This is a genomic window from Flagellimonas pelagia, from assembly GCF_003584135.1.
GTDB lineage: Bacteria > Bacteroidota > Bacteroidia > Flavobacteriales > Flavobacteriaceae > Flagellimonas > Flagellimonas pelagia.
Genome location: NZ_QXFI01000033.1, coordinates 351036 through 377569, shown reverse-complemented (window position 1 = coordinate 377569; position 26534 = coordinate 351036). Strand labels below are relative to the sequence as shown.

Below are 26534 nucleotides of genomic sequence, written 5' to 3'. Positions count from 1 at the left end.
GTGGGAAACGCTCCAGATTCTTAATTTGGAGCGTTTTTTGTTTATAAAGAATACAATGGAGAAGGTCATAAGGCATTTTTTGGTATTGATTGTGGGGCTGCTCACATGCTGTGTATATTCCCAAACAAACGAAACATCCGATCAAGAAGATTTTTCAAGATATCTGGAAGATCAGTTTTATGCTGGATTTGGATATAATGTACTCTTGGGGAAACCGGAGGGAGTGGTACAGCGGAACCTTTCCTATAATCTCCAGTTTGGCATTATCAAGGATATCCCCTTAAACCAGCGGAGGAATTTTGGCGTAGGACTTGGAGTTGGGTATGCGGTCAATTCCTATTACTCAAATATGGTCGTATCCCAAAATGCCAACACTTTCCTCTATGAGGTAATGAATACCTCAGATTTTAAACGTAGTAAATTGGAAACCCATGCGGTGGAGTTTCCCTTTGAGCTCAGATGGAGGACATCAACGACCGAAGAGTACAAGTTTTGGCGCATTTATGCCGGTGCCAAATTGGGATATGTTTTTTCAGGAAGGTCACGGGTAGTGACCGATGAAGGAACTACCGGATTCGCCAATGATGACATTGAAAAACTTCAATACGGGCTCATGGTGAATTTCGGGTACAATACATGGAACATTCATGTCTATTATGCCCTTAATCCACTACTAAAAGATGGTACGGCTCTAGATACTGGAGAATCCATTGACATTAGGGCCCTACGGATAGGGGTCATCTTCTATATCCTATAGCCAATATTTAAGGATGATCAACTGAGAACAGCATCCCATCAAAAACCCTATTAAAAGCTCATTTTTGTTGTGGACCTTCAGATAAAGTCTGGATGTGGCCACCAACCCCGTGAACAAGGTAAACAAACTTATGGCAAGGGTGATGTTCTTCTCAAAATGAATGCTCAACGCAATCATGAAGGTTAAGATGCTTCCCATGCCCAAAAGGTGCATGCTTGTCTTGAACTTGAAGAATAGGAGAATAAGGCATGCTCCGGTAGCGGTCAATAGACCGGTAAAGAAGTAAAAGAGCTCGTTTACGTAGTTATTCGGTATAACCTTATATAAGATCATCAAAAAAATGATACAGCTGATATACAGCGGGTATTTGCGTTCATGGAGCGTGGGTAAAAAAATGGAACTGATGACCCCCAGATTCTTTAAAATCAAGAAAAAGATAATCGGAATGATGACCGTTAAAATGAATATGGGAAGAATGTTCCCGCTCTCCATTTCCAACGAACTGTAAGGGGCCATTACAAAATAAAGTACGGTGCCTCCAATGGGGATAAAAAGGGGATGGAAGAGATACGAGATGATATTGAAGACATGGCGCATCAGATCTGCTTTCTTAGCCTGGCCACGGGAATGCCCAGCTGTTCTCTATATTTGGCAACGGTACGCCTTGCAATGGGATAGCCTCTTTCCTTTAGTATTTTTGCCAATTTATCGTCCGTTAATGGTTTTTTCTTCTGCTCATCGCCAATAACGGTCTCCAATATCTTTTTGATCTCCTTGGTGGAAACATCTTCCCCCTGTTCATTTTTCATGGCCTCCGAGAAAAAGTCCTTGATCAATTTGGTGCCGTAAGGGGTATCCACATATTTGCTGTTGGCTACCCTGGAAACCGTGGATACATCCATATCGATTTTGTCCGCAATGTCCTTCAGGATCATAGGCCGCAGTTTGCGCTCATCCCCGGTCAGAAAATATTCCTCCTGATAGTCCATAATGGTCTTCATAGTAATGTACAGCGTTTGTTGTCGTTGTCTGATGGCATCTATGAACCATTTGGCTGCGTCCAATTTCTGTTTGATGAACAATACCGTATCTTTCTGAGACTTGGATTTTTCCTTGGAATTCTTGTACCCTTCCAACATGTTGCTGTATTCCCTGGAAACGTGAAGTTCCGGGGCGTTCCTGCCATTTAAGGAGAGTTCCAGTTCTCCGTCCACAATCCTGATGGAAAAATCCGGAACGATATGCTCGATCATCCTAGTCCCTCCGGAATAGGAACCTCCCGGTTTTGGGTTCAGCCTTTCAATTTCTGATATGGCATCCTTGAGTTCCTCCTCGGTCACATGGTGCTTTTGGATAAGCTTGTCGTAATGCTTTTTGGTGAACTGCTCAAAGGATTTTTCCAAGATGTTTATGGCCAGTTCTACAGAGGGCTTTCGTTCTTTTCTTTTTAGTTGGATGATAAGGCATTCATCCAACGAACGTGCTCCCACACCTGGTGGATCCAGTTCCTGTACAATTTTGAGCACGGATTCGATCTTGCTTTCATCCACGTAGATGTTTTGGGTAAAGGCAAGGTCATCCATGATGTCGGAAATAGGTCTTCTGATATACCCGCTTTCATCCACACTTCCTACCAAAAATTCAGCAATGGCCCATTCCTCGTCATCCAGATAAAACGTATTGAGCTGGTTGATCAAATGCTGGTTGAAGGAAATCCCGGCCGCATAAGGAATGCTTTTTTCCTCATCGTCCGAGCTATAGTTGTTGGCTTGTGTACGGTAATCAGGGATTTCGTCATCGCTCAGATAGTCATCAATGTTGATGTCCTCCGCCTCAATGGTCTCATTGTCCCCCGAATCGTCGTAAGTATCATCATAAACATCATCCACGGTCTCACTCTCCGCCTTTCCACTTTCAAGCGCAGGATTCTCTTCCAACTCTTGCTTTAAGCGCTGTTCAAAGGCCTGTGTGGGCAATTGAATGAGCTTCATGAGCTGAATCTGCTGTGGAGACAGTTTCTGGGAAAGCTTAAACTGTAGATGTTGTTTCAGCATAAGGATGGTATTGAAATCTTCCTTGCTATAAAGTTATAAATTCAATTTAAAACTCAGCATTCTGTGGGGTCCTGGGGTAAGGGATCACGTCCCTGATGTTGCCCATTCCCGTGGCAAACTGTACCATGCGTTCAAAACCGAGTCCAAATCCACTGTGTACGGCCGTGCCAAATCTGCGTAGGTCCAGGTACCACCAAAGTTCTTTATCGTCAATGCCAAGGTCCTTGATTTTTTGTTGCAGTACCTCCAAACGCTCCTCACGTTGCGATCCCCCCACAATTTCGCCAATGCCGGGAAAAAGTACATCCATGGCACGAACGGTTTTGCCGTCCTCGTTCAATCGCATGTAGAAGGCCTTGATCTTGGCGGGGTAATCAAAAAGAATCACGGGGCATTTAAAGTGTTTTTCTACTAAAAAGCGTTCATGTTCACTTTGTAGGTCGGCACCCCATTCATCAATAGAGTATTGGAATTTTTTCTTCTTGTTGGGTTTGCTGTTCCTCAAGATGTCGATCGCCTCGGTATAGGAAACCCGTTTAAAGTTGTTTTCGACCACAAATTTGAGTTTTTCCAACAAGGTCATTTCGGAACGCTCGGTTTGTGGCTTGGATTTTTCCTCCTCCAACAAACGGCTTTCCAAAAACTCCAGGTCGTCCTTACAATGATCCAAAACATATTGAATGATGGACTTGATGAAATCCTCGGCCAAATCCATATTGGCATCCAAATCGTTGAAAGCTACTTCGGGCTCGATCATCCAAAATTCTGCCAAGTGGCGGGAGGTGTTTGAGTTTTCAGCCCTAAACGTGGGTCCGAAGGTATACACTTTGCCCAATCCCATGGCATAGGTCTCGGCTTCCAATTGCCCTGATACGGTGAGGTTGGTCTCTTTTCCGAAAAAGTCCTCGGAATAATCCACGTTGCCACTCTCGTCCAAAGGCGGGTTTTTGGCATCCAAGCTTGTCACCCGGAACATTTCGCCTGCACCTTCGGCATCGGAGCCGGTAATGATCGGTGCGTGCATGTAGTAAAACCCATTTTGCTGAAAATAACTGTGGATGGCGAAGGCCAAAGCCGAACGCACCCGCATCACCGCGGCAAAAGTGTTGGTCCTCACCCTTAAATGTGCCTTTTCCCTCAAGAACTCCAAAGAGTGTTTTTTGGGTTGGATAGGGTAGGTTTCCGGGTCTGCACTACCGTGAACAAAAACATCCTCGGTTTGGATCTCCACGGTCTGTCCCTTTCCCTGGCTTTCCACCAAGGTTCCGGAAATTTTTAGGGCAGAGCCTGTAGTAATCTGTTTGAGCACTGTTTCATCCAGATTTTCAAAATCCACGACACATTGCAAATTATGTATGGTTGAACCGTCGTTCAAGGCTATAAATCGGTTGCTCCTAAATGTTTTTACCCATCCATTTACTTCTACGGAATCTCCTACGGGCTGCTTTTCTAGCAATTCTTTTATGGAATAAGACTTCATTGTAAGGCTATCGTAATTTAGTCGGTAAAGATAGGTTTTTGGTCAAAAACGATGGCAATGCAAGGGCGTAATTTATGGCCCTTTCGCACTAATTGTCCTTGGGATTGTCCTCTTCTTGGGGCAGGATGTCGATCTGTGGTTTTTTGAGCACCTCCTTGTTCGCGATGCTTCTTTCCAGAGATAGGAGCAAGGAAGGCAACAAGATCAGATTGGACAACATGGCAAAAAGCAAAGTGGCCGAAACCAGACCTCCCAGCGCTTTGGTTCCCCCAAAACTGGAGAGAATGAACACCGAGAAACCAAAAAACAATACGATGGAGGTATAGAACATGCTCACCCCAGTTTCCCGTAGAGCGGCATAGACCGACCTTTTGATGTGCCATTTGTGTGTGGCCAGTTCTTGCCGGTATTTGGCCAAAAAGTGTATGGTGTCATCTACCGAAATCCCGAAGGCAATGCTGAAAACCAAAATGGTTGAAGGTTTGATGGGTATACCTAAATAGCCCATGAGCCCTGCAGTGATCAAAAGCGGCAATAAATTGGGGACCAAAGAAATGATGACCATCCTAAACGAACGGAACAAATAGGCCATGAACAACGAAATAAGGCCAATGGCCAGAGCGAGGGACATGACAAGATTTTTCACCAAGTACTTGGTGCCTTTCAAGAACAGTAACGCTTTTCCGGTCATGTATACATTATACCTATCAGGAGGGAAGGATTTGGTGATGGCTTCCTGTACATCCTTTTCTATTTCCTCCATCCGGTCGATGGGAACATCCTGCATATAGGTGGTCAATCGGGCAATCTGTCCCGTACTGTCCACAAAACTCTCCAGAAGATTACCGTCGGTGGATGACTTTCTGGCCGCATCCATGATAAAGGTGTTTTCTTGGCTGGTCGGTAATTGGTAATACTTTGGGATGCCGTTGTAAAAGGCCTGCTTTGAATATTTTATCAAATCCACGATGGAAATGGGTCGGGACAATTCTGGAATTTCATCAATAACAGTTCCCAACTGGTCCATCCGTTTAAGGGTCGTAGGCTTGATCACACCGTTTTTTCGTTCGGTATCCACCACAATCTCCATGGGCATGATACCATCGAATTCTTCCTCAAAAAATTGGATGTCCTTATAAAATTGGGTGTTCTTCGGCAAGTCTTCGATCCTGCTTCCGGTAATCTTCATTTGGTAAATACCGATGACGCTCAAGACCAAAACCCCAACAGTGACCATATAGACGGCGATTCTGTGGTCCCGAACGATACGCTCCATCCTGTGCACAAAAAAGTCGATCCACTTTTTGTTGAGGTGTTTTAGGTGCTTCGTTTTGGGAAGTGCCATAAAACTGTAAATGATCGGGATAATCAATAAGGAAAGCACAAAGATTCCTATGATATTGATGGAAGCCACAATGCCGAACTCTCTCAATAGGTCACTGTCCAAAATAATAAAGGTGGCAAAACCCGATGCAGTAGTGATGTTGGTCATCAAAGTGGCATTACCGATCTTGGAAATGACCCGTTGCAATGACAGGGCTTGATTGCCATGTTTCTTTACCTCCTGTTGATATTTGTTGATGAGGAATATGCAGTTGGGGATTCCGATTACAATGATCAACGGGGGAATCAATGCCGTAAGAATGGTGATTTCGTACTGCAATAGTCCCAATATTCCAAAGGCCCACATTACCCCAATGATTACGATGCACATCGAAATAAAGGTGGCCCTGAAACTCCTGAAGAAAAAGAAGAAGATCAAAGAAGTGACCAAAAGGGCGGCCCCGATGAAGATTCCGATCTCATCCACAATGGACTTGGTGTTCCAAGTTCGGATATAGGGCATGCCCGATACCCTTACATCCAACTGGGTGTCTTCCTCAAAGGTCTTTACCAAGTCACCAAGATCGTTCAATATAAACTCGTTCCTAACGGCCGTGTTCAGGATGTCCTTGTCCAAATAGGCAATGGTCTGTATGGTGCCGCTTTTGGGGTTATAGACCAGATTGTCATAAAAAGGTAATTCGTTGAAAAGGTGGTTTTTTAGGGAATCGATTTCCGCTTTGGTCTTTGGCGGGGTTTTGATGAAGGGTTCCATGACAAACGCTTGGGTTTTGTCATCCTTCTCCAAGACCTTCAAGTTTTCCAGGGAAACCACAAAATCAATTTCAGGAAGGGCATCCAACTGCTTGGCCAATCGGTTCCAACGGTTGAAATTCTTGGGAGTGAACAAAGCGGTATCCCTCACGGCCAATACAATGGCATTGCCTTCTTCCCCGAATATTTTGGTGAAGGCGTTGTATTGGATGGTTGCGGGATGGTCGTCGGGCAAAATGTTGGCCTCGGTGTTCGAAAACTTGATGTTTTTCCATTGCAAGGCCAAGAAAACGGTAATGGCGACTATGCCAACTAGGATCAAAATCCTATTTCGAAGAATAATGCGTGCGACCTTGGTCCAAAAACCTTTTGTGAGCTTTGCTACCATTTTGGTTTAATTGGGCGCAAAGGTAAAAAATCATCGGCTGTGTTCCTAGGAAAGCAGCTTATCAATGATCAAGTTTTAAACCTTCATGATCTCACCTTCTTTAACGGAGAGGAGGGAATCTACTTTTTTGATGTAGGTATCGGTGAGTTCCTGTACATCGACCTCTGCATTTTTTAGCAGGTCTTCGGAAATTTCAAGGGATTTCAGTTCCTTATTGGCTTCTTGTCTGGCGCTTCGGATACTTACTTTGGCATCTTCTGCCTCGGCCTTGGCCTGCTTCACCAATTGAACCCTGCGTTCCTCGGTAAGGGGCGGTACGCTGATGATGACGGTTTCACCATTGTTCATGGGGTTGAACCCTAAATTGGCGTTCATGATGGCCGTTTCTATTTCCCCGATCAAGCTTTTTTCCCAAGGTTGGACCGAAATGGTACGGGCATCCGGGGTATTGATATTGGATACTTGTGAAAGTGGTGTTTGGGAACCATAATAATCAACCATTACGGATGATAGCATTATAGGGCTGGCCTTTCCGGCACGGATCTTTATAAAGGCTTTTTCTAAGTGGGCAATGCTGCCATCCATGCTCTCTTTTGCGCTATCAAGTACAAATTTTACTTCTTCGTCCATGCTCTTAAATTTTATTACAATATCAAATGTGTCAACTTAAACATTGACCACCGTTCCAATATTCTCTCCGGATACGATCTTCATCAAATTACCCTTGGTGTTCATATCGAAGACCACAATGGGCAGTTCATTTTCCTGACTAAGGGTAAAGGCCGTGGTGTCCATCACCTTCAAACCTTTGGAAAGTACCTCTTGAAAGGAAAGGGAGTCAAACTTGGTGGCATTTTTATCTTTTTCAGGGTCCGAAGTGTAAATCCCATCTACCCTTGTTCCCTTCAGGATCACATCGGCATTGATTTCGATGGCCCTCAACACGGCAGCTGAATCTGTGGTGAAATAGGGATTTCCTGTTCCACCTCCAAAAATCACTACCCTACCTTTTTCCAAATGGCGTATGGCCCTTCTTCTGATAAAAGGTTCGGCTACTTCGTTGATCTTGATGGCGGATTGCAAACGGGTTTGGATTCCTTTAAGCTCCAAGGCACTCTGTAGGGCCAACCCATTGATTACGGTCGCCAACATTCCCATATGGTCGCCCTGCACGCGGTCCATGCCTTGGCTGGCACCGGCAAGGCCCCTAAAAATGTTGCCTCCACCTATAACGATGGCCACTTCAATGCCTTTGTCCACAACACCTTTGATCTCATCGGCATATTCGGCCAAACGGTCTCCATCGATTCCGTATTGTTTTTTGCCCATCAAGGCTTCTCCACTCAGTTTTAATAAAATTCTCTTGTATCGCATTGAAGGTTTCTTGAAGTCCGGACAAAAATAATCAAAAAAAATTATGGGAAACCATTGAAAAATGGGATGGCCCTAGATTCGAATGGATAAAAATTCCATACATTCTGTAACCTTTTTCAAAAACAACGGTATATCCTACAACCGGCCTAAAAAAGAACACATTGCAAACGCTGACCGATAATGCCTTAATGATGAAAGTTAAAAGTGGCGACTTGGACAAGTTGGGCCTGCTCTACGAGCGGCATAAAAAGAAGTTGTTCGGTTTTTTCTATAACATGGGAAACAACCCTTCGGTAAGTGAGGACCTTGTTCAGAATGTTTTTGTCCGAATCTTGAAATATAGGCAATCCTATTCCGGAGAGGGCCCCTTTACTGCGTGGATGTTCAGTATGGCGCGCAACGTGAATTATGACCACCATAAAAAAGTGTCCAAGGAAGGTGTTTCATGGGGAATTTCTCCAGAGGATGTGGAAAAAGGAACGGGAGATTATTTGAATGAGGCAATGGACCACCAAGGTGATTCTTTGTTGTTGAACCGAGCACTCGGACTCTTGTCCAGCGATAAAAGGGAAATACTACTATTGAGCAAATACAGGGAATTGAAGTTCCAAGAGATCGGTGAAATATTGGGCTGCACTGAGGGAGCGGCCAAGGTTAGGGTCCACCGGGCCTTGAAGGATTTGAAAACGATTTTTTTACAACTGGAAACGAGATGATGGACGAAAAAAAGTTTGAAATACAAGCCATGGACTTTATGTCCGGAAATATGTCGGATACGGAGGCAAAGGATTTTGAAAGGTTCCTTAAGGAACATGTGGAGTATCGAGAAAAATATGATGAACTATTGAAAGCTTGGGAACTGTTACAAACCATGCAAGCTCCCGAACCTTCGGAAAACATGGACAAGGCCTTTTTTGACATGTTGTCCGCTGAAATGGAAAGGGAGCAACGAACGGCACCCAAACAAAATGTCATATCGATGCTTACGGGAATTTTTAGACCGCAATGGGCCATCGGAGTTTTTCTACTGCTGATGGGGTTGGGTATCGGATATTTTTTGCGACCCGAAGGGGAAACGATCCCTATACAAAACATGGCTGCTAACAACGAGACGGAAGAAGTTCGGCAAAAACTGGTTTTGACCTTGTTGGACCAACCTTCGGCCAACCAGCGGTTGCAAGGGGTGAGTGAGGCCAATAAGTTTGAGAACGCCGACGATATTGTAATCAAGGCACTTTTGAAAACACTCAATAGTGACCCCAACGTGAATGTACGGTTGGCCGCCATAGAATCCTTGACCAATTATGTTAACAAACCAGAGGTTCGCCAAGGCTTGGTGCAATCCATTCCAAACCAGGAATCGCCCATTTTGCAGATAACTTTGGCCAATTTAATGGTGGCCCTTCAGGAAAAGGCTTCCATAGAACCCTTCAAACAGTTGCTGAAGGAAAAACAGTTGGACACCACAGTCAAGAAGAGAATTGAAAGGAGTATTGAATCCATTATATAGTTTATTTATCAATCTGCCCTTTGGGCACAAATCAAATTACGAACAGTCTAAATTTTTAAAATGATGAAACGGTTATTTTTTATGACATGTCTGTCCTTGGGGGTAGGGATGTTGGGTGCCACGGCACAGAAAAAGGAATTTAAGGAGGTTATCAAAAAAAGTGTCCCCCTTGCCAATAAGGCAAACAACACTTTAGTGGTGAAAAATGTTTTCGGATCCGTGAACGTAGAGGGGTATAACGGCAATGAGGTGGTCTTGGAAGTGGAGCGCATCATTTCCGCAAAAAACACGGATGACCTGGAGTTGGGTAAAAAGGAGCTTCAACTCAAAGTCATTGAAGAGTCAAACCGTGTCATTCTGCATCCTGATGCTCCTTACATACAATTCGACAAGGATAAATTGAGGTACAATTGGTGCAACAATAATGATGACATTCCTTATGAGCACAAGTTGAACTTTACCCTAAAGGTCCCGAACTCGGTCAAGATCAATGTGAGTACCGTCAACGACGGCGATATCTTGGTCAAGAATACAAACGGAGAGTCCGTGGAGGCCGACAACATCAATGGAGGTATTTCTTTGACCAACATTACGGGTAAGACCAAAGTGAGCTGTATTAACGGGGACGTGGATATTTCGTATGCCCAAAATCCCAAGGTAGCCTCTCGGTATTATGCCTTGAACGGGGATATCAATATTTCGTACCAACAATCCCTCTCGGCCAATATTTCCTTTAAAAGCATGAACGGGGAAATGTTCACCGACTTCGACATCAACAAACAATTTGTAAAAACGAGTAAAAATGAAGGTGATGGGGATAAGCCCAAATTCAAGTTTGAGTCGAGGCCCGTGGTCCAAATCGGGAGCGGTCAAGTAGAATTTGATTTTGAAACGTTGAACGGAAATGTATTCATCAAAAAAATATAAAGTCATGAAGAAGATTAGAACTATAGTTGTTATTGCCCTTGCATTATTTACGGGTGTGTTGTCCGCACAGGATAAGGAAATCGATTTGTTTGCCATTCCTTTGAGCAATCCGGGGCAAGCAGGAAAATTGGAGCTTGACCAAATCAGTGGGTCGATCACCGTGGCCGGTTATGAAGGTAAGGAGGTGATTGTGAAGGTTTCGGTAGTGGAAGATGGAAAATCATCCAGTAAGGAGAAAAACGGTATGAAACGCATTGGGGGTTCCGGGCTTAACATCAGTGCAGAAGAAAAGAACAATGTGGTAAGGATCAACAATGAGATGTGGAGTAAAGAGGCCGATTTCGACATCAAGGTGCCCTACAATTTTTCGTTGAAGCTGAGCACGGTAAACAATGGGGACATCGCTGTGCAGGGAGTGTCCGGTGATTTGGAAATCAGCAATGTGAACGGGGGTATTTCCCTTCAAAACGTGGAAGGGGCCGTAACGGCAAATACAACCAACGGTCCTGTAAAAGTGGATTTTAAGAGCATGGGAAATATGTCTGACATGGCTTTCAGCAGTTTCAATGGAAACGTTGAGGTAACCTTTCCGAACTCCATTAAGGCCAATGTAAAGGCCAAATCGGATATGGGCGATGTCTATACCGATTTTGATATGGCCATTTCGGAGAACAAACCGGTGGTGGACAAAAAACAGTCTTCTGGCAGTTACAAGGTGAAATTGGAGCAGTGGGTGAAGGGAAAGATCAATGGGGGTGGCCCTGAATTTCTGTTCAAGACCTTTAATGGGGACATCATGATCAAGTCTAAGTAAAAGAGGAAAAATCCAAACATAAAAAAGGCCCCATAAAATGGGGCCTTTTTTATTTATACTGCAAATGGATTATCCCAATGCTACTCTTTTAAAACCGGTAACAACCAAGTTAGAGTCAACAGATTTCACATACTGGGCAACACTTTGCTTGCTGTCCTTGATGAAATCTTGGTTTACCAAGGTATTGTCCTTGAAGAAACGGTTCAATTTACCTTTGGCGATGTTGTCCAACATAGCCTCAGGCTTACCTTCTTGGCGTAATTGGTCTTTCGCGATTTCGATTTCCTTATCGATGATGGATTGATCTACACCTTCTTCGTTAAGGGCAACAGGGTTCATGGCGGCAGCCTGCATGGCAACATCCTTGGCAGCTTCAGCCACACCATCAACATTAGCGGACATCCCTACCAAAGTGGCAATTTTGTTACCAGCGTGAATATAAGATCCCACGAAAGGAGCACTCAATTTCTCGAAGCTTCCGATTTCGATTTTTTCACCGATGACACCTGTTTGCTCGGTCAATTTGTCGGCAACGGTCATTCCTTCAAAAGAAGCGGCAAGGAAAGCATCCTTGCTGTCAAAACCTAGGGCAAGATCGGCCAAATCGTTGGCCAATTTAACAAAGCTCTCGTTTTTGGCAACGAAGTCGGTTTCGCAGTTCAATGAAATAACGACACCTTGGGTGTTGTCTGCACTTACTTTTGCAATGGCAGCACCTTCAGAGGAATCCCTATCAGCTCTGTTGGCGGCTACTTTCTGGCCTTTTTTACGAAGGATTTCGATCGCTTTTTCAAAATCGCCTTCAGCCTCAACCAAAGCTTTTTTACAATCCATCATTCCAGCCCCTGTGGTCTGTCTTAGTTTATTTACTTCTGCGGCGGTAATCTGTGCCATTTTTTTATGCTTTTTAAAAATTTATGTAAAGTAAAACACTATTCAAGTGTTTTGTTTTAGGACAACGTTAAATCAGGATTAGTTTATTCAACTCCTCCTTTAACGCTGTCTTGCCATTCTTTCAATTCGTCCCACTTACCAGCAGCGGCCAATTTGGCTTGTTTTGGCCAGGAAGTTGGATCCAAATGCGCCATGGTTGAGCTGGCCTCGGTCAAGATTTCCTTGATTTTTTCAGGAGCGGTCTTGGCAAGCTCGGCGTATGTGGCAACCCCTTTTCCGATAAGGGCTTCTTCAGCTTTTGGTCCGATACCTTCAATTTTGGTAAGCTCATCTGCCTTTACCTTTTTGGGTGCAGCTGCAGGCTTGGCCTTTTTGGCTTTCTTGGCTTCGGTGGCATCGTCATCCTCATCATCGATCGTAACGGCTTTAGTGTCCATTACATCTTCTTCCTCGTCTTCCTTATCGTTGTTCTTGTCGTTTTTGCGTTCTGCCAAACCAGCGGCAACGGCCTTGGTCACCTCTTCCAAGATGGCTTCGATAGATTTGCTGGCATCGTCATTGGATGGGATCACATAATCGATTGGCCTTGGGTCGGAATTGGTATCGACCATAGCAAAGATTGGAATGTTCAATTTTTGGGCCTCTTTCACGGCAATGTGCTCACGCATGGTGTCCACGATGAAAAGGGCACCTGGCAAACGGGTCATGTCGGCAATGGAACCCAAGTTCTTTTCCAACTTGGCACGCAAACGGTCTACTTGTAGTCTTTCTTTTTTGGAAAGGGTATTAAAGGTTCCGTCTTTTTTCATCCTATCGATGGAAGCCATTTTCTTAACGGCCTTACGGATGGTCACAAAGTTGGTCAACATACCACCTGGCCATCTTTCTGTGATGTAGGGCATGTTGATTTTGGAGACTTTGTCCGCAACGATGTCCTTAGCTTGTTTTTTAGTGGCTACAAAAAGGATTTTTCTTCCAGAGGCAGCAATTTTGCTAAGGGCTTCGTTGGCTTCCTCAAGCTTTGCAACCGTTTTGTAGAGGTTGATCACGTGGATCCCATTACGCTCCATGTAGATGTAAGGAGCCATGTTGGGGTTCCACTTTCTTGTTAGGTGTCCAAAGTGTACACCTGCTTCGAGTAAATCTTTTACTTCAATTTTACTTGCCATTTTAGTACTTAGTTTACGTTCCGTTGTAGTAGCAATGCACTGGTGGTCACTTTTGGTTCGCCCGATGCATTTAGATGCTAAACTAAATTCCAAAAAGTCGATACTTTTCCTTTTTGGAACAACGACAACTTGGTTAAAAATTTAACCCTGAAATTTGTTTCCAGGGTTTTCAATGAACTTATTGTATGGGTGCAAAGGCACCGAAAAATATTAACGTTTGGAGAACTGGAATTTCTTACGGGCTTTCTTCTGACCGAATTTCTTTCTTTCCACCATTCTTGGGTCCCTTGTCAATAGGCCTTCTGGCTTAAGGACTCCTCTGTTTTCTTCATTGATCTCGCACATGGCCCTGGACAAAGCCAAACGAACAGCTTCTGCCTGACCTGTGATACCACCACCGTAAACATTTACTTTTACATCGTAGTTGTCTTCGGTTTCGGTCAAAGTGAAAGGCTGCTTCACTTTGTATTGCAATGTGGCCGTGGTAAAGTAATCGTTCAAATTTCTTTTGTTCACGGTGATGTTACCGGAACCTTCGGAAACGTATACTCTTGCTACGGCAGTTTTTCTTCTCCCTATCTTGTGAACCACTTCCATTATTTGTAGTCGTTTAAGTTTATTGCCTTTGGTTTTTGTGCTTCTTGTCCGTGTTCGGCACCAGCGTATACTTTAAGGTTTCTGAAAATTTCTGCACCAAGCTTATTTTTTGGCAACATACCTTTTACAGAACTTTCGATGATACGCTCAGGATGCTTGTTCAATACTTCTTTGGCACCAGCGGAACGTTGTCCTCCTGGATAGCCGGTATATCTCAAATATACTTTGTCATCCCACTTGTTGCCGGTCATGGTGATCTTCTCGGCATTGATGACAATAACATTGTCTCCACAGTCAACATGGGGGGTATAGTTGGTCTTGTATTTCCCCCTAAGCAATTTGGCTACTTTAGACGCCAATCTTCCCAAGGTCTGTCCTTCAGCATCAACCAATAACCATTGCTTGTCAACGGTAGATTTATTGGCGGAAATAGTCTTATAACTTAATGTATCCACTTCTCGAATATTATTGATTTAATAACCTATCCCGATAAACGGGCTGCAAATGTACAATTATTAGATTGAATTACAAACGGTTGGTCGGGAATATTTTTTCGCTTTTTTTAGTTTTCCTACAAAGCATCTAGAGCGACATCAAAATTCGGCTTCGTTCTGTTAAAAAAACCTTAAAAAAGACAAAGACTGTAACTGATTCCATTTTTGGTGGTCTTTACGATATCAATCAATCAAAAAACTAACCTAGTGAAGCAAGTACGTCTTTTTCTCGCACTATTTTTATTTTCTTTTTTTATCAATGCACAAGATTCTACCCAGGTAGAAGTTCCCAAAAAAATATACATGACCCAGTCTTTGGGTGAAGAGACCCATCCGGTAATCGATGGTATTTTGGACGATGCCGCTTGGAACCTGGTGGAGTGGGGTGATGATTTTATTGAGCAGCGTCCGGATGAAAATACACCACCGAGCCATCAGACTAAATTTAAAATTGTTTATGGTCAAAAGTCTTTATATATAGGTATACGTTGTTACGATTCCGAACCTGACAAGATTGTAAAACGGTTGTCCAGAAGAGATGGGTTTGAAGGGGATTGGATCGGGGTCTTTATCGATAGTTATCACGATAAACGAACCGGTTTTGGTTTCATCGTTAGCGCGGCCGGTGTAAAGGGCGATGTGTTGGAATCCAACAATGGTTCCAATGAAGATGACAGCTGGAACCCCATTTGGTACGTGGCCACCAATGTTGATGATGAAGGTTGGACTGCCGAAATGAGAATTCCTTTGAGTCAGATCAAGTTCGGTAATGAAGAGGACCAGGTTTGGGGACTCCAGGTAATGAGACGTTATTTTAGGGATGAGGAACGTTCCGTTTGGCAGCGTTTACCAAGGGATGTGGCCGGTTTCATCAGTGAGTTTGGGGAACTTCATGGGTTAAAGAACATTGAGCCCCAAAAGCAGTTGGAGATCCAACCGTATACCGTTGCCAAAATGGAAACCTATGAGGCAGAGGCCGGAAATCCCTTTAGGGATGGGAGCGACAATGATATCACGGGAGGGTTGGATGCGAAGATCGGAATTACCAATGACCTGACTTTGGACCTTACCGTACACCCCGATTTCGGACAGGTCGATGCTGATCCCTCTGCCATTGCCTTGGATGGGTTTCAAATTTTCTTTCAGGAAAGACGTCCGTTCTTTGTGGAGAATAAGAACATCTTCGATTTCAGTATTTCGCAATCTGAAGCAGGCAATACCTTTGGTTCAGACAATATTTTTTATTCCAGGCGTATAGGTCGCAGCCCACAGGGATATCCTGATACGGGCGACAACGAGTTTGTGGACCAACCAGACAATACCCCAATCATCGGAGCGGCAAAGTTCAGTGGAAAGACCAAAAATGGTTGGGCCATTGGGGTGCTGGAAAGTGTGACCGCACAAAGACAGGCTACCATTGTTGACGAAAATGGTACACGAAGAAAGGAAATGGTAGAACCTCTCACCAATTATTTTGTGGGCCGTCTTCAGAAGGATTTTAACCAACGCAATTCCTATATCGGGGGTATTTTTACGGCCACCAATCGGGAAACCCTTCCCCAGGAGCTCAACTTCTTGCACGAAGCCGCTTATTCGGGGGGTGTTGATTTCAAGCACCAATGGAACAATAGGGACTGGTATCTGGGCGGCAATATTACCCTTAGCCATGTACAGGGCAGCACGGAGGCCATCATCAGTACCCAAGAGTCCATTACGCATTTGTTCAATAGGGTAGACGCTGATCATGTTGCTGTCGATACCACCCGTACCTCGCTCACGGGTTCCGGGGGTAACGTTCAGATTGGAAAAATAGGGAATGGCCATTGGAAGTTTGAGTCGGGAGCGACCTTTAGGTCACCGGAGCTAGAACTCAATGATATTGGCTTTCAACGTCAGGCAGATGATATCCGTCATTATACTTGGATAGGGTACCAGACCCTGAAACCGGACAAGACCTTTAGGCAGGTAGGAATCAATTATAACCATTGGACGGCATGGGATTTTGGGGGCAATCACAATTATCTTCAGTTCAACACCAACAGCTGGCAAAACTGGAAAGGAAACTGGTCTACCAATATAGGTTTCAACTATGCTCTTATTGACTATTCCAATTTTGCCCTTCGTGGCGGGCCAAGGTTGAGACAGTCACCTTGGATGAGTTTTTGGAACGGTATCAATACCGATAATAGAAAAAAGATCAGGTTCTCTATTTTCCACAATGGACGAAAAGCAGTGGACAATTCATCCAAATATTATTATTTGGAGGGAGGGTTTGTGTACCAACCCATCAATGCTCTCAGGATTTCGGCCTATCCATCCTTGGAAATCAACCGTGACCAGTTGCAATTCATTGATAATTTTGATGATGTGAACGGGTCTCCACGATATCTCAATGGGAAGATTGACCAGCGTACCTTGAGCATGTCCTTTCGGTTGAACTATACCATCAACCCTAACCTGACTATCCAATATTGGGGGCAACCCTTTATCTCCAGGGGAAGATATTCTGAATTTAAACACATTACAGACCCTGTTGCCAAACGATTTGAAGATCGTTTTATGCAATACAGTGCTGCCCAGACCTCCTATGCTGATGAGGTCTATTCCATCGATGAAAACTTGGATGGTGTAACGGATTTTAGTTTTGATGACCCCGATTTCTCCTTTGTTCAGTTCCGTTCCAATTTGGTGATTCGATGGGAGTATATTCCAGGATCCGAAATCTTTTTGGTATGGTCCCAAGATGTTACCCAATCTGGAAATCCGGCAGATGGGCTTCTACCAAGTTTGGGAGACAATATTTTTGGGCAAAAACCGCACAATATCTTTTTGCTGAAAGCTACGTATCGATTTGTTCTTTGATGCAGTTATCATTCCCAGGGTGCTGAGCGCAGTCGAAGCACGATTCGGAATCTCGTGGTGAATAATGGATTCCTGCTTTTTTATCCCGTTGAAGAACGGGGCGCAGGAATGACAGGGGATTTTTATATGGGGAGTATTTTGTCATTCCGCACTTGATGCGGAATCCATAAGTAAATCCGTCAACCTGAACTGGTTTCAGTTTCTCACAGGTGATGGGATGCTGAGCGGAGTGGAAGCACCATTCGGAACGACATCCTAGATGTTCATTATTTTCCGAATCGCTTTTACGCAGGCTTCATTGGCTTCTTGGTCACCTATGGTAATGCGCACCTTTCCCGGGGCACCAAATTGCGAAACGGGCCGCACCATAATGCCTTCTTCCATCATCCGATCCGTGAATTCCATTTCGGGTAGTGGAGGGTCAATGATAAAAAAGTTGGCTTGACTTGGCCAGTATTGGATACCAATGGTATCAAATGCCTGGGCGAGATATTTTCTGCCATCTAGAACCGTTTGCACGGTTTTCTCTATAAACTCCGAATCGTTCAAAGCACCAATGGCCGCCTCAATAGAAGTCAAGGGCAACAGAAAAGGTTTTTGGATCAAACGAATGTAATTGGCAATGGTCGGGGTGGTGTAGGCATAGCCGATACGCTGACCTGCCAAACCATAGGTTTTGGAAAAACTGTTCAGGCCAAGCACATTGTGTCCAGCCAAAACATAGGGTAGGGCGGTCACATAATCCTCCGCATCCGCAAAGTGGCGGTATACTTCATCAAAAACGATGAGAATGTTCTTGGGGACCCTTTCCAAAAAGTCGTCCAACACGGATTTGGGAATATAAGTGCCTGTTGGGTTGTTCGGACTGGTGAGGAAAATAATTTTGGTACGCTCCGTAATGGCGTTCAAAATCCCTTCCACATCCAAATCATAGTGGGGAGCTAATAAAGGAATGTCAATGGTTTTGGCCCCATACCATCTGGAAAAAACAGAGTAAGGCAAAAAACAGGGGTTGGAATAGATGACCTCGTCCCCTTCATTAATAAAGGCCCTCAAAAGGATATCAATGATTTCGGAACCACTGTTGCCGCATAGGAATTGCTCGGCACTAAGTTTCCCGTTAAAATCCTTGACCAAGGCTTCCCGAAGGCGGATATCGGTTTGATCGGGGTAGATGTCGATATGCTCCAAGGCCGCTTTCATGGCCGCAACCGCTTTGGGCGATGCGCCCAATGGGTTCTCATTGGAGGATAGTTTATAGATTTTTTTATCGGAGGGCGGAATGTTCTTTCCTCCTTTATACACCTCTTTGGGCTCCAAATGGGCCTTAAAGATGGATTCGATGGTTTTTTTCATTTTTAATAAAGTGAAGAAATCAAAATGTAGATTCCTATTAAAATTAGTATTACAGCGAAGACGAATCCTCTGGTATTGAAATCAAACGATCCTTCATAATCACCTTTACCTATTTCTTTTCTGTCTTTATAAATGATGACTATCCATAAACCACCTATTAAAATGCTAAAAATTCCTTTCCACATAATTCAAATTAAATAGGTGTAACGATTTTCATCAAGTAAGAATCTGATTATCGATATTCTCATTTACAAACCCTCCCCAAACAACAAATTGGCCATAACCTTTTCCAAATCTCTTCCCATGTTTTATTTTTCAGCTAGCTCTTTAAGCCTGTTTAAAGCCTTTGGCCAAGTCGTGTTAAAATAATCAAGGTAGTCGTCTGCCACATCGGTCTCTACGGTTAACGTGGTTACGCCGTTATGCTCCTGTAAGTCATAATTTTCCAGGCTGCCTGCCCATTTTTCAACCTCTGGACCTTCGGTTATTTCATTTTCACCGTCCAATATTCCGTAATGGCGAATGGAAACAAACTGGAAGGGAACATTGTCCGCAATTTCAGAAACCATTCCACCTCTTTTTCCGTTTTCATCCGTTCCCACAAAGTATATTTTTGATCCCTTTTCCCAGCTTCCTTCATATGTGGAAGTGGGGTTAAACTCAGCGGTCCATTGCTCGTAGGTCTTAATCGTTTCCATGCCAAGCATGGTGTTGTATACCTTTTCAGCAGATGCCTTAATGTCTTTTTTGTATTGTATTTTTTTCATGATGTGTGGATGGTTCTAAAATAGTGGTTTCTAGATGTGAAAGTTTCAAGGTACATCACCTTCATTGAAACGCAAAAAACAATGATCAAATCCCTTCGCTTGATTACATTGACATTCAAATCTTAGGGTCGTTATATATTTTCTCCAAACAACAAATACGCCATAGCCTTTTCCGTATCCCCGGCCTCCAAAAGCTGCTGGGCCAAGGTATGGAGTTCCCTTTTGGTTAATGTACCAACGTCATCGGCTTTTATGATCATTTCAATTTCGGATGTGGTGGGCAGGCTCTCCACATTGCCCAGTCGTCCCAGATTGTTGCCGGTAAGCACCTCGCTTTCCCGAATGCCTTTTGGCAAGGCATCCACCCCAATACCATGGGTGCGGAGCGGTTTCGGGATTTCAAACAACGAATCCTTGATGGCCCGGATGTACCAATTGCCACCCATACGGCCCACGAGATCCAATTTTTCGGTGTCCAGAATGCCGTCGGTAAAATAGGCATCGTCCACATGAATGAGCTCCACTTTGGCTAGGATCAGGTTGCCCGCTCCTGGCGTTTGAGCCAATTCGATGACCTCTTGCACCGTACACTCAAAAGAAACTGGGGATTCCGCCACGCGGGGTGGTCGTACTTTTTCACTGGGTACTTCGGTAAAGCCCGCCTTTTGAAATTCGTTTACCCCTTTGGCATAAGCCGTACTGGAAAGCGACATCTGTTCCGCCATGTTGTAGTTTACAATGTTGATGACCACCTCGGGGACTTCCAATACGTTTTCATGGGTGTGCTTCAAGGAATTGTCCCTACCGCTTCGCGAAGGCGAAAAGATCATGATGGGCGGATTGGAACTGAACACATTGAAAAAACTGAACGGGCTCAGGTTCACGTTCCCATCTTTGTCGATGGTACTGGCAAAGCAGATGGGCCTTGGGGCTACCGCCGTGAGCAGAATGCTGTGCAGTTCGGGTTGGCTTACTTGGGTTGGGTCTACGGTTTTGATCATAGTATATTTTTAAAGAATGGGTGACTGAGCGGAGTCGAAGTCGTCAATTGGGAGCTTCGACTACGCTCAGCTACCCCATTTATTTCGCTGGAAGCACTTTCGTGGAAACTTCCCCGAATCCGACCCTAATATCGCCATTTTGGGCGAAACCTCGTAGGGTTACCGTATCCCCATCGTTGATAAATTTACGTTCCGAACCATCCTTCATTTTTACGGGTTTGGTGCCCATCCAGGCCAGCTCCAACATGGAGCCGAAGGAATCGTCTTCCTTGCCCGAAATGGTTCCTGAAGCCATCATATCACCCACATGGATATTACAGCCATTCACGGTATGATGTGCCAACTGTTGTGCCATGTTCCAGTACATATACTTGAAATTACTATGGCAAACGGTGGTTTCTTCGCTTCCATCGGGGGTGATGCCCACTTCCAGGTTGATGTCGTAGTTTTTGTCACCTTCATAAGCCAAATACGGCAATACTTTTGGTTCTTGTGTTGGACCTGCCACTTGAAAAGGTTTCAAGGCCTCCAAGGTCACCACCCAAGGCGAAATGGAAGAGGCGAAATTCTTCGCCAAGAAAGGTCCAAGCGGCACATATTCCCATTTTTGGATGTCACGTGCCGACCAATCGTTGAACAAGACCAAGCCGAAGATGTAATTCTCGGCCTCCTCAGTGGGGATGGAATCACCCAATTGGGTATCCTTGCCGCAGATAAAGCCTATTTCCAGTTCAAAATCCAAACGTTGCGTGGGTCCGAATACCGGAGCGTCCGCATTGTTGGGCAAGGTCTGGCCTTTGGGTCGATGGATGGGCTGTCCGCTCACAATAATGGAACTGGCCCTACCATGGTAGCCTACGGGAATATGTTTCCAGTTGGGCAAAAGGGCATTTTCAGGGTCGCGGAACATTTTTCCCACATTGGTAGCATGTTCTATGCTGGAGTAAAAATCGGTATAGTCCCCAACCGAAACGGGCATGTGCATCTGGACTTCGGATTGCTTTACAAAAAGCTCGGGTTTTCCAGCCAAGGGTGAATGGTCATCCTTTAGCCAATATTGGATTTTTTTCCGCACCCGATTGGTGATTTCCTTTCCGAGGGAAATAAAATCATTGAGGGTGTCCTTTTCCAAAACGGCGGTGTTGAATTCGAACACATCGAGTTCCGCCACGGCGGCCAAATCGAGGATATGTTCCCCAACGGCCACACCTACACGTGGACTCCTGTCTTCGGCGGAAAAAATCCCGAAGGGAATATTATGGATTGAAAAGTCTGAGTTTTCAGGGATGTTTATGATCATGAATGCGTTTTTATGTCATTCCCGTGAAAACGGGAATCTTTTCTTTATGGATTCCTGCTTTCGCAGGAATGACAGCATGGGCTTTACTCCAACCAAGATTTGTAATACTTGCCGTCATCAATTTTCAGGGCATTTTCGGTGACCATCAACGGTTTGAAGGTATCGATCATCACTGCCAATTCCTCTGTGCCCTTTTTGCCGATGCTGGCCTCATAGGTGCCTGGATGTGGCCCGTGTGGAATACCCGCCGGGTGTAACGAAATATACCCGGGGCCAATCCCGGTGCGGCTCATAAAGTCCCCATCCACATAATATAAGACCTCGTCCGAGTCTATGTTGGAATGGTTGTAGGGAGCCGGAATTGCTTTGGGATGGTAGTCGTACAGCCTTGGGCAGAACGAACAAACCACAAAGGCACTCGTCTCAAATGTTTGATGTACTGGTGGCGGTTGATGTACACGGCCCGTGATGGGTTCAAAATTGTGGATGGAAAATCCATAGGGGAAATTATACCCGTCCCAACCGACCACATCAAAAGGATGGCTGGCATACACCAATTGGTGCAACATGCCCTGTTTTTTGATCTTCATCAAAAAATCTCCTTTTTCATCAAAAGTCAGAAGGTCTTGCGGCAATTTATAGTCCCGTTCACAGTAGGGCGAATGTTCCAATAACTGCCCGAACCAGTTTCGGTACCGTTTTGGGGTGTAAATGGGATGAAACGATTCCGCATACAGGATGCGGTTATCCTCGGTATCAAATTCGATTTGGTAGATCATCCCGCGGGGAATGATGAGGTAATCCCCATATTCAAACGGAATGTTGCCCAAAAAGGTCTTCAAGGTTCCCGATCCTTTATGGATAAAGAGCATCTCATCGGCATCGGCATTCTTGTAAAAATAATCCGTGATGGAATTTTTCGGCGCAGCCAAGCCAATGTGCACATCGTTGTTCACCAAAAGAGGCTCGCGGGCTTCCAAAAAATCATCCTTGGGCTGCACATCGAACCCAATAAGTTTTCTACTGGTGATGTTCTTTTCCACCGCAATTTTGGGCGACATGTCAATAGCCTTCCCAATGTCCTTTACCTGCGTAGGGCGATGGACGTGATAGGACAGGGACGACATGCCATCGAAACCGATAGTGCCGAAAAGCTGCTCATAATAGAGCCCTCCGTTCGGTTTTTCGAACTGGGTATGTCGTTTTTGCGGAATTTTCCCGAGTTTGTGATAGATGGGCATTGGATTAGTTTTTAGTTCTAAGTGCTAAATGTTGGGTTATTCTAATTCAAAACTTAACATTGAACACTTACAATTAATCAATGTAACGTACCTCGTAGTTCCTGTTCGCGTTCAATAGCTTCGAACAGTGCCTTAAAGTTACCTTTTCCAAACGATTGTGCACCCTTTCTTTGGATGATTTCGAAGAACATTGTAGGTCTAGGTTCCACCGGTTTGGTGAAAATTTGAAGTAGGTAGCCTTCGTCATCACGATCTACCAAGATACCCAGTTCTTTCAATGGTGCGATATCCTCATCGATTTCACCCACACGGTCGGTAACAGCATCGTAATACGAAGCGGGAACCTGAAGGAATTCAACACCACGGCTTCTTAAATCGCGAACAGTCTTGATAATGTCATCGGTGGCCACGGCAACGTGTTGCACACCTTCACCTTCATAAAAATCGAGGTATTCCTCCACTTGGGATTTTTTCTTTCCTTCTGCAGGTTCGTTGATCGGGAATTTGATACGTCCATTCCCGTTGCTCATCACCTTACTCATCAGTGCGGTGTATTCTGTGGAAATGTCCTTGTCATCGAATGATAGGATATTTCGGAACCCAAGCACATCTTCGTAAAAGCCCACCCAATGGTTCATCTTGTTCCAACCTACGTTACCTACCATGTGATCTACATACAAGAGTCCTGTGGAAGTTGGATTATAATCAGGGGTTTCCCATTTTTTGAAACCGGGTAAAAACGTGCCCTTATAATCCTTTCGTTCCACAAAGATGTGAACCGTTTCACCATAGGTATAGATACCGGAGCGAACCACTTTTCCAGTTTGATCTTCCTCAACTTTGGGCTCCATATAGGATTTGGCGCCACGCTCCATGGCAGCATTGTAGGCGTAGGTGGCATCGTCTACCCAAAGGGCAACTACTTTAACACCATCACCATGTTTGTCAATATGTTTCCCGATTTCGGTGCCACTTTTTAACGGGGAGGTCAGCACCAAACGGATTTTGTCCTGTACCACCACATAACTTTCACGGTCCTTGAGTCCGGTTTGCAATCCGGCATAGGCCAAGGATTGAAATCCAAAAGCGGTCTTGTAAAAGTGGGCCGCCTGCTTGGAATTGCCCACATATAATTCAATATAATCCGTGCCGTTGATGGGCATGAAATCTTGTGAGGTATCCGCTGTTTTGTTTAGGGTCGATGTTTGCATAATGTGCTATCTTTTTGTTGTTCAGTCAATTTTGTTGTTGATGCAACAAAAATAACTATTTTTGGATACGAAAGCGTTTTCGTAGATCAAATTTTAGGTTAAAATTGATGGTTGTGGTCAGAATGTCATAAACCGCATCAAAAACTGAATTGCTATTTTTGTGGCAATTGTTGGAAAAATGCTCAATCGAATCGATGAAATACAGGGGATGGGTCTACACTTGGACCTGGTACTCCGAAAAATTCAAAAAGCCTATCTACTTGCTTTTGATGCACTTGGGGTGGATATCACCATTGAGCAATGGGTGATTTTGTACCAAATCCATCAGCTGGGTGAAGAGGCCAGCCAAAGGGATATTGTAAAGAGTAATTTCCGTAATCGGGCCACTACTTCACGGGTCATCGGCGGCTTGGAACGCAAGGGCTGGATTACCAAAACCCGATTCGAGGGAGACCAAAAGCGTTTTAAATTGGCCTTGACACCGGAAGGGCAAAAAATCTTGGACTTGACCCTTCCTTCGGCCATGCAGTTGCGAAAATTGGCCGTGAAGCAAATCGATTCTTCCGAATTCGAGATTTTTTTAAAGGTGTTGGACCAAATCGGGGATAATTACGAGGACAATTGACCCAAGTGGTCAAAAGCCAACTTGGCAATGGTGGCCAAACCAATAAGAAGAATGAACAACAAGCTCAAGTTCCTGAATTTATCCTGGGGAATGTGGTACAATATCCGTTTGCCCAGATAGGTGCCCACCAAACCGATGACAAATAGAAATGGGAGGTAGGTGAGTTCCAGTTTTCCGATATAGCCATTTTCATAGTATACAAAAGTTCTGGAGAAATCGATCAAAAAGTCGATAAAAGCCGAAGTGGCGATGAAAGCATTTTTTTCCAGATTGAAGGCGGCCATGGTAAGTCCTCGAATGGCACCCCCAGTTCCCAAAAGTCCTGCGGAAAATCCCGATAATGTCCCCCCGATAATGGCATTCTTTTTATTTGGAAATACTATGATCTCGCTTTTTATGAGAAATAAAAGGCTGAAGACTACCAAGAAAACCCCCAAAACAATTTCCAGTGCACCACTATTGACCCATTTTGACATAAATCCACCCAAGATCACAAAAACCACTGAAGGTAGTCCAATGTACAGCAATAATCTTTTGTCCAACCCTTTTTTGAAGAGCCATATCTTACTAAGGTTACTGGATAGATGGAAAATTGCCGTCATCCCCAGGACGGAATAAAAATCAAAGTAAAAATTACCGATAGGCACAAAGAAGACCGAGGAACCAAATCCCCCGATAGTACCCACAATTTCGGCCACTAATGCCAATAACAGAAAAATATAGTTGATTTTCATTGCTTGACTTTACAAAAAGAAAGATACTCTTTTTAGCACAGGTAATAGCTGACTTAAGTTTGTAGCGCATATTCTTTATATGGTCTTTTTGGATATAATGGGCCTTTATGACATTGAATTTTGATTCAATTTTTCATGAATTATGTCATTTTAACCAAATAAAATCTTAAAATAGGATAATTGGGGTAATAGAGCATAGAAACTGGTCAATTTATTGGAAGTAGGGGTAGGAAAACTGCTGCAACTTTGTCCCTGTATACGTTAAACTATACAGCTATGAAAAAAATGAGCTTTTATCCAACGTTATGGTCAACATCGCCTTACACCCCAAATGTAATGGCGGATTGGTACGCCTCCCCAGAGAAGGGGGCCGAGTTGATCTTGAAAAATGAGGCTGCTGAGGCTCTCAAAGTTTCTGAAATGTCCCTTAACATTGTTAAGTTCTCCGCATTGGACGAGCATGGCAATGAGCACTTTATAATCGATTTTCCTGGTCAGAACCCTGTTTCCCTAAAGGGAATTCCTTCTGGAAGCTTCTTACGTTCCAAAAGCGTTCTTTCCTTGCCCGAAGGAAACTACACCACCCTACGTTTTTATTTGGCAGGATGGGGTAACCAGTTCATTTATCAGGATGGGGTAGAGGAATCCGCCAACCAATTTGAACGCTTGGATTTTGCCGTGGAGAACGGCTTCCAAGTGAAAGGTGGAGAGGCCCTGGAAGTTAAATTGTGGTTCGATTTTGCTCCATTTCAGTGGAAGCGACACTTTAAACCGCTTACGGATTTGTTTATAAGGAGCAAAAGCCCTAAACCACGATTGGTCAACAGCTTTGGCAATTAATACTATGAAAAAGGAATGGAAAAGGCGCCGATGAGGCGCCTT

At 44.3% G+C, this 26534-nt stretch carries 25 protein-coding genes; 8 read left to right on the top strand and 17 right to left on the bottom strand.

Annotated elements, in window-relative coordinates:
• Positions 1-55: 55 nt before the first annotated feature.
• On the top strand, positions 56-757 hold the full coding sequence (locus tag D2V05_RS15770) for a porin family protein (protein ID WP_119648531.1): 702 nt from the start codon (positions 56-58) through the stop codon (positions 755-757).
• On the opposite strand, the gene D2V05_RS15765 is transcribed toward D2V05_RS15770, so the two are convergent.
• The 6 genes from D2V05_RS15765 to pyrH all read right to left on the bottom strand — a co-directional run bounded on the left by D2V05_RS15765 (position 752) and on the right by pyrH (position 8150).
• Positions 752-1354: a hypothetical protein gene (locus D2V05_RS15765; protein WP_119638528.1), complete on the bottom strand. Its 603-nt coding sequence runs from the start codon at positions 1352-1354 to the stop codon at positions 752-754. The genes D2V05_RS15770 and D2V05_RS15765 overlap by 6 nt on opposite strands.
• Positions 1354-2811, bottom strand: coding sequence for an RNA polymerase factor sigma-54 (gene rpoN, locus D2V05_RS15760; RefSeq protein WP_119648530.1), 1458 nt, complete (start codon positions 2809-2811; stop codon positions 1354-1356). The genes D2V05_RS15765 and rpoN overlap by 1 nt, the downstream gene beginning before the upstream one ends.
• 46 nt (positions 2812-2857) lie before the next feature.
• Positions 2858-4291 (bottom strand): asparagine--tRNA ligase, encoded by a 1434-nt coding sequence (gene asnS / locus D2V05_RS15755; RefSeq protein WP_119648529.1) that lies wholly within the window; start codon positions 4289-4291, stop codon positions 2858-2860.
• A gap of 88 nt (positions 4292-4379) precedes the next feature.
• The gene (locus tag D2V05_RS15750) at positions 4380-6776 is read right to left on the bottom strand and encodes an efflux RND transporter permease subunit (RefSeq protein ID WP_119648528.1); all 2397 of its coding nucleotides are present in this window, start codon (positions 6774-6776) and stop codon (positions 4380-4382) included.
• A gap of 75 nt (positions 6777-6851) precedes the next feature.
• The gene (gene frr / locus D2V05_RS15745) at positions 6852-7406 is read right to left on the bottom strand and encodes a ribosome recycling factor (protein ID WP_119648527.1); all 555 of its coding nucleotides are present in this window, start codon (positions 7404-7406) and stop codon (positions 6852-6854) included.
• Positions 7407-7442: 36 nt separating this feature from the next.
• Positions 7443-8150 (bottom strand): UMP kinase, encoded by a 708-nt coding sequence (pyrH, locus tag D2V05_RS15740; protein ID WP_119638533.1) that lies wholly within the window; start codon positions 8148-8150, stop codon positions 7443-7445.
• A gap of 188 nt (positions 8151-8338) precedes the next feature.
• Here pyrH and D2V05_RS15735 point away from each other — a divergent pair, with 188 nt between their 5' ends.
• Genes D2V05_RS15735 through D2V05_RS15720 form a run of 4 tightly spaced genes read left to right on the top strand, consistent with a single transcriptional unit; the run spans position 8339 to position 11401 of the window.
• Positions 8339-8866, top strand: a complete 528-nt coding sequence (locus tag D2V05_RS15735; RefSeq protein WP_119648526.1) for an RNA polymerase sigma factor — start codon at positions 8339-8341, stop codon at positions 8864-8866.
• Positions 8863-9660 (top strand): HEAT repeat domain-containing protein, encoded by a 798-nt coding sequence (locus D2V05_RS15730; RefSeq protein WP_119648525.1) that lies wholly within the window; start codon positions 8863-8865, stop codon positions 9658-9660. The genes D2V05_RS15735 and D2V05_RS15730 overlap by 4 nt, the downstream gene beginning before the upstream one ends.
• A 60-nt stretch (positions 9661-9720) precedes the next feature.
• Positions 9721-10587 (top strand): DUF4097 family beta strand repeat-containing protein, encoded by an 867-nt coding sequence (locus tag D2V05_RS15725; RefSeq protein WP_147378298.1) that lies wholly within the window; start codon positions 9721-9723, stop codon positions 10585-10587.
• A gap of 4 nt (positions 10588-10591) precedes the next feature.
• Positions 10592-11401: a DUF4097 family beta strand repeat-containing protein gene (locus D2V05_RS15720; RefSeq protein WP_147378297.1), complete on the top strand. Its 810-nt coding sequence runs from the start codon at positions 10592-10594 to the stop codon at positions 11399-11401.
• Positions 11402-11470: 69 nt separating this feature from the next.
• Here D2V05_RS15720 and tsf read toward each other — a convergent pair whose 3' ends face one another.
• The 4 genes from tsf to rplM form a co-directional block, all read right to left on the bottom strand.
• A complete protein-coding gene (gene tsf, locus D2V05_RS15715; RefSeq protein ID WP_119648522.1) occupies positions 11471-12295 on the bottom strand; it encodes a translation elongation factor Ts in 825 nt (274 codons plus the stop codon).
• A gap of 83 nt (positions 12296-12378) precedes the next feature.
• On the bottom strand, positions 12379-13464 hold the full coding sequence (gene rpsB / locus D2V05_RS15710; protein WP_119648521.1) for a 30S ribosomal protein S2: 1086 nt from the start codon (positions 13462-13464) through the stop codon (positions 12379-12381).
• Between the two features lie 210 nt (positions 13465-13674).
• On the bottom strand, positions 13675-14061 hold the full coding sequence (gene rpsI, locus D2V05_RS15705; protein WP_119648520.1) for a 30S ribosomal protein S9: 387 nt from the start codon (positions 14059-14061) through the stop codon (positions 13675-13677).
• Positions 14061-14516: a 50S ribosomal protein L13 gene (gene rplM / locus D2V05_RS15700; protein ID WP_119638541.1), complete on the bottom strand. Its 456-nt coding sequence runs from the start codon at positions 14514-14516 to the stop codon at positions 14061-14063. Before rplM ends, rpsI begins: the two co-directional genes overlap by 1 nt.
• 342 nt (positions 14517-14858) lie before the next feature.
• Between rplM and D2V05_RS15695 the strand changes: the two genes are divergently transcribed.
• Positions 14859-17417: a DUF5916 domain-containing protein gene (locus D2V05_RS15695; protein WP_119648626.1), complete on the top strand. Its 2559-nt coding sequence runs from the start codon at positions 14859-14861 to the stop codon at positions 17415-17417.
• A gap of 255 nt (positions 17418-17672) precedes the next feature.
• On the opposite strand, the gene hisC is transcribed toward D2V05_RS15695, so the two are convergent.
• The 6 genes from hisC to hppD form a co-directional block, all read right to left on the bottom strand.
• Entirely contained in the window at positions 17673-18773 is a 1101-nt protein-coding gene (gene hisC, locus D2V05_RS15690) for a histidinol-phosphate transaminase (RefSeq protein WP_119648519.1), read from the bottom strand.
• A gap of 308 nt (positions 18774-19081) precedes the next feature.
• Complete coding sequence (locus D2V05_RS15680; RefSeq protein WP_119648517.1) at positions 19082-19540, bottom strand: SRPBCC family protein; 459 nt, start codon at positions 19538-19540, stop codon at positions 19082-19084.
• Between the two features lie 131 nt (positions 19541-19671).
• A complete protein-coding gene (locus tag D2V05_RS15675) occupies positions 19672-20541 on the bottom strand; it encodes a flavin reductase family protein (protein WP_119648516.1) in 870 nt (289 codons plus the stop codon).
• Between the two features lie 79 nt (positions 20542-20620).
• Positions 20621-21841: a fumarylacetoacetase gene (gene fahA, locus D2V05_RS15670; protein WP_119648515.1), complete on the bottom strand. Its 1221-nt coding sequence runs from the start codon at positions 21839-21841 to the stop codon at positions 20621-20623.
• A gap of 83 nt (positions 21842-21924) precedes the next feature.
• Complete coding sequence (locus tag D2V05_RS15665; protein WP_119648514.1) at positions 21925-23082, bottom strand: homogentisate 1,2-dioxygenase; 1158 nt, start codon at positions 23080-23082, stop codon at positions 21925-21927.
• Positions 23083-23159: 77 nt separating this feature from the next.
• The gene (gene hppD / locus D2V05_RS15660) at positions 23160-24293 is read right to left on the bottom strand and encodes a 4-hydroxyphenylpyruvate dioxygenase (RefSeq protein ID WP_119648513.1); all 1134 of its coding nucleotides are present in this window, start codon (positions 24291-24293) and stop codon (positions 23160-23162) included.
• A 178-nt stretch (positions 24294-24471) separates the two neighbouring features.
• Here hppD and D2V05_RS15655 point away from each other — a divergent pair, with 178 nt between their 5' ends.
• Positions 24472-24918 (top strand): MarR family winged helix-turn-helix transcriptional regulator, encoded by a 447-nt coding sequence (locus D2V05_RS15655; protein ID WP_119648512.1) that lies wholly within the window; start codon positions 24472-24474, stop codon positions 24916-24918.
• Here the strand turns inward: D2V05_RS15655 and D2V05_RS15650 are convergent.
• On the bottom strand, positions 24903-25652 hold the full coding sequence (locus tag D2V05_RS15650; protein ID WP_119648511.1) for a sulfite exporter TauE/SafE family protein: 750 nt from the start codon (positions 25650-25652) through the stop codon (positions 24903-24905). The genes D2V05_RS15655 and D2V05_RS15650 overlap by 16 nt on opposite strands.
• Before the next feature lie 276 nt (positions 25653-25928).
• On the opposite strand from D2V05_RS15650, the gene D2V05_RS15645 reads away from it, so the two are divergent.
• Complete coding sequence (locus tag D2V05_RS15645) at positions 25929-26492, top strand: hypothetical protein (RefSeq protein WP_119648510.1); 564 nt, start codon at positions 25929-25931, stop codon at positions 26490-26492.
• Positions 26493-26534: the final 42 nt, after the last annotated feature.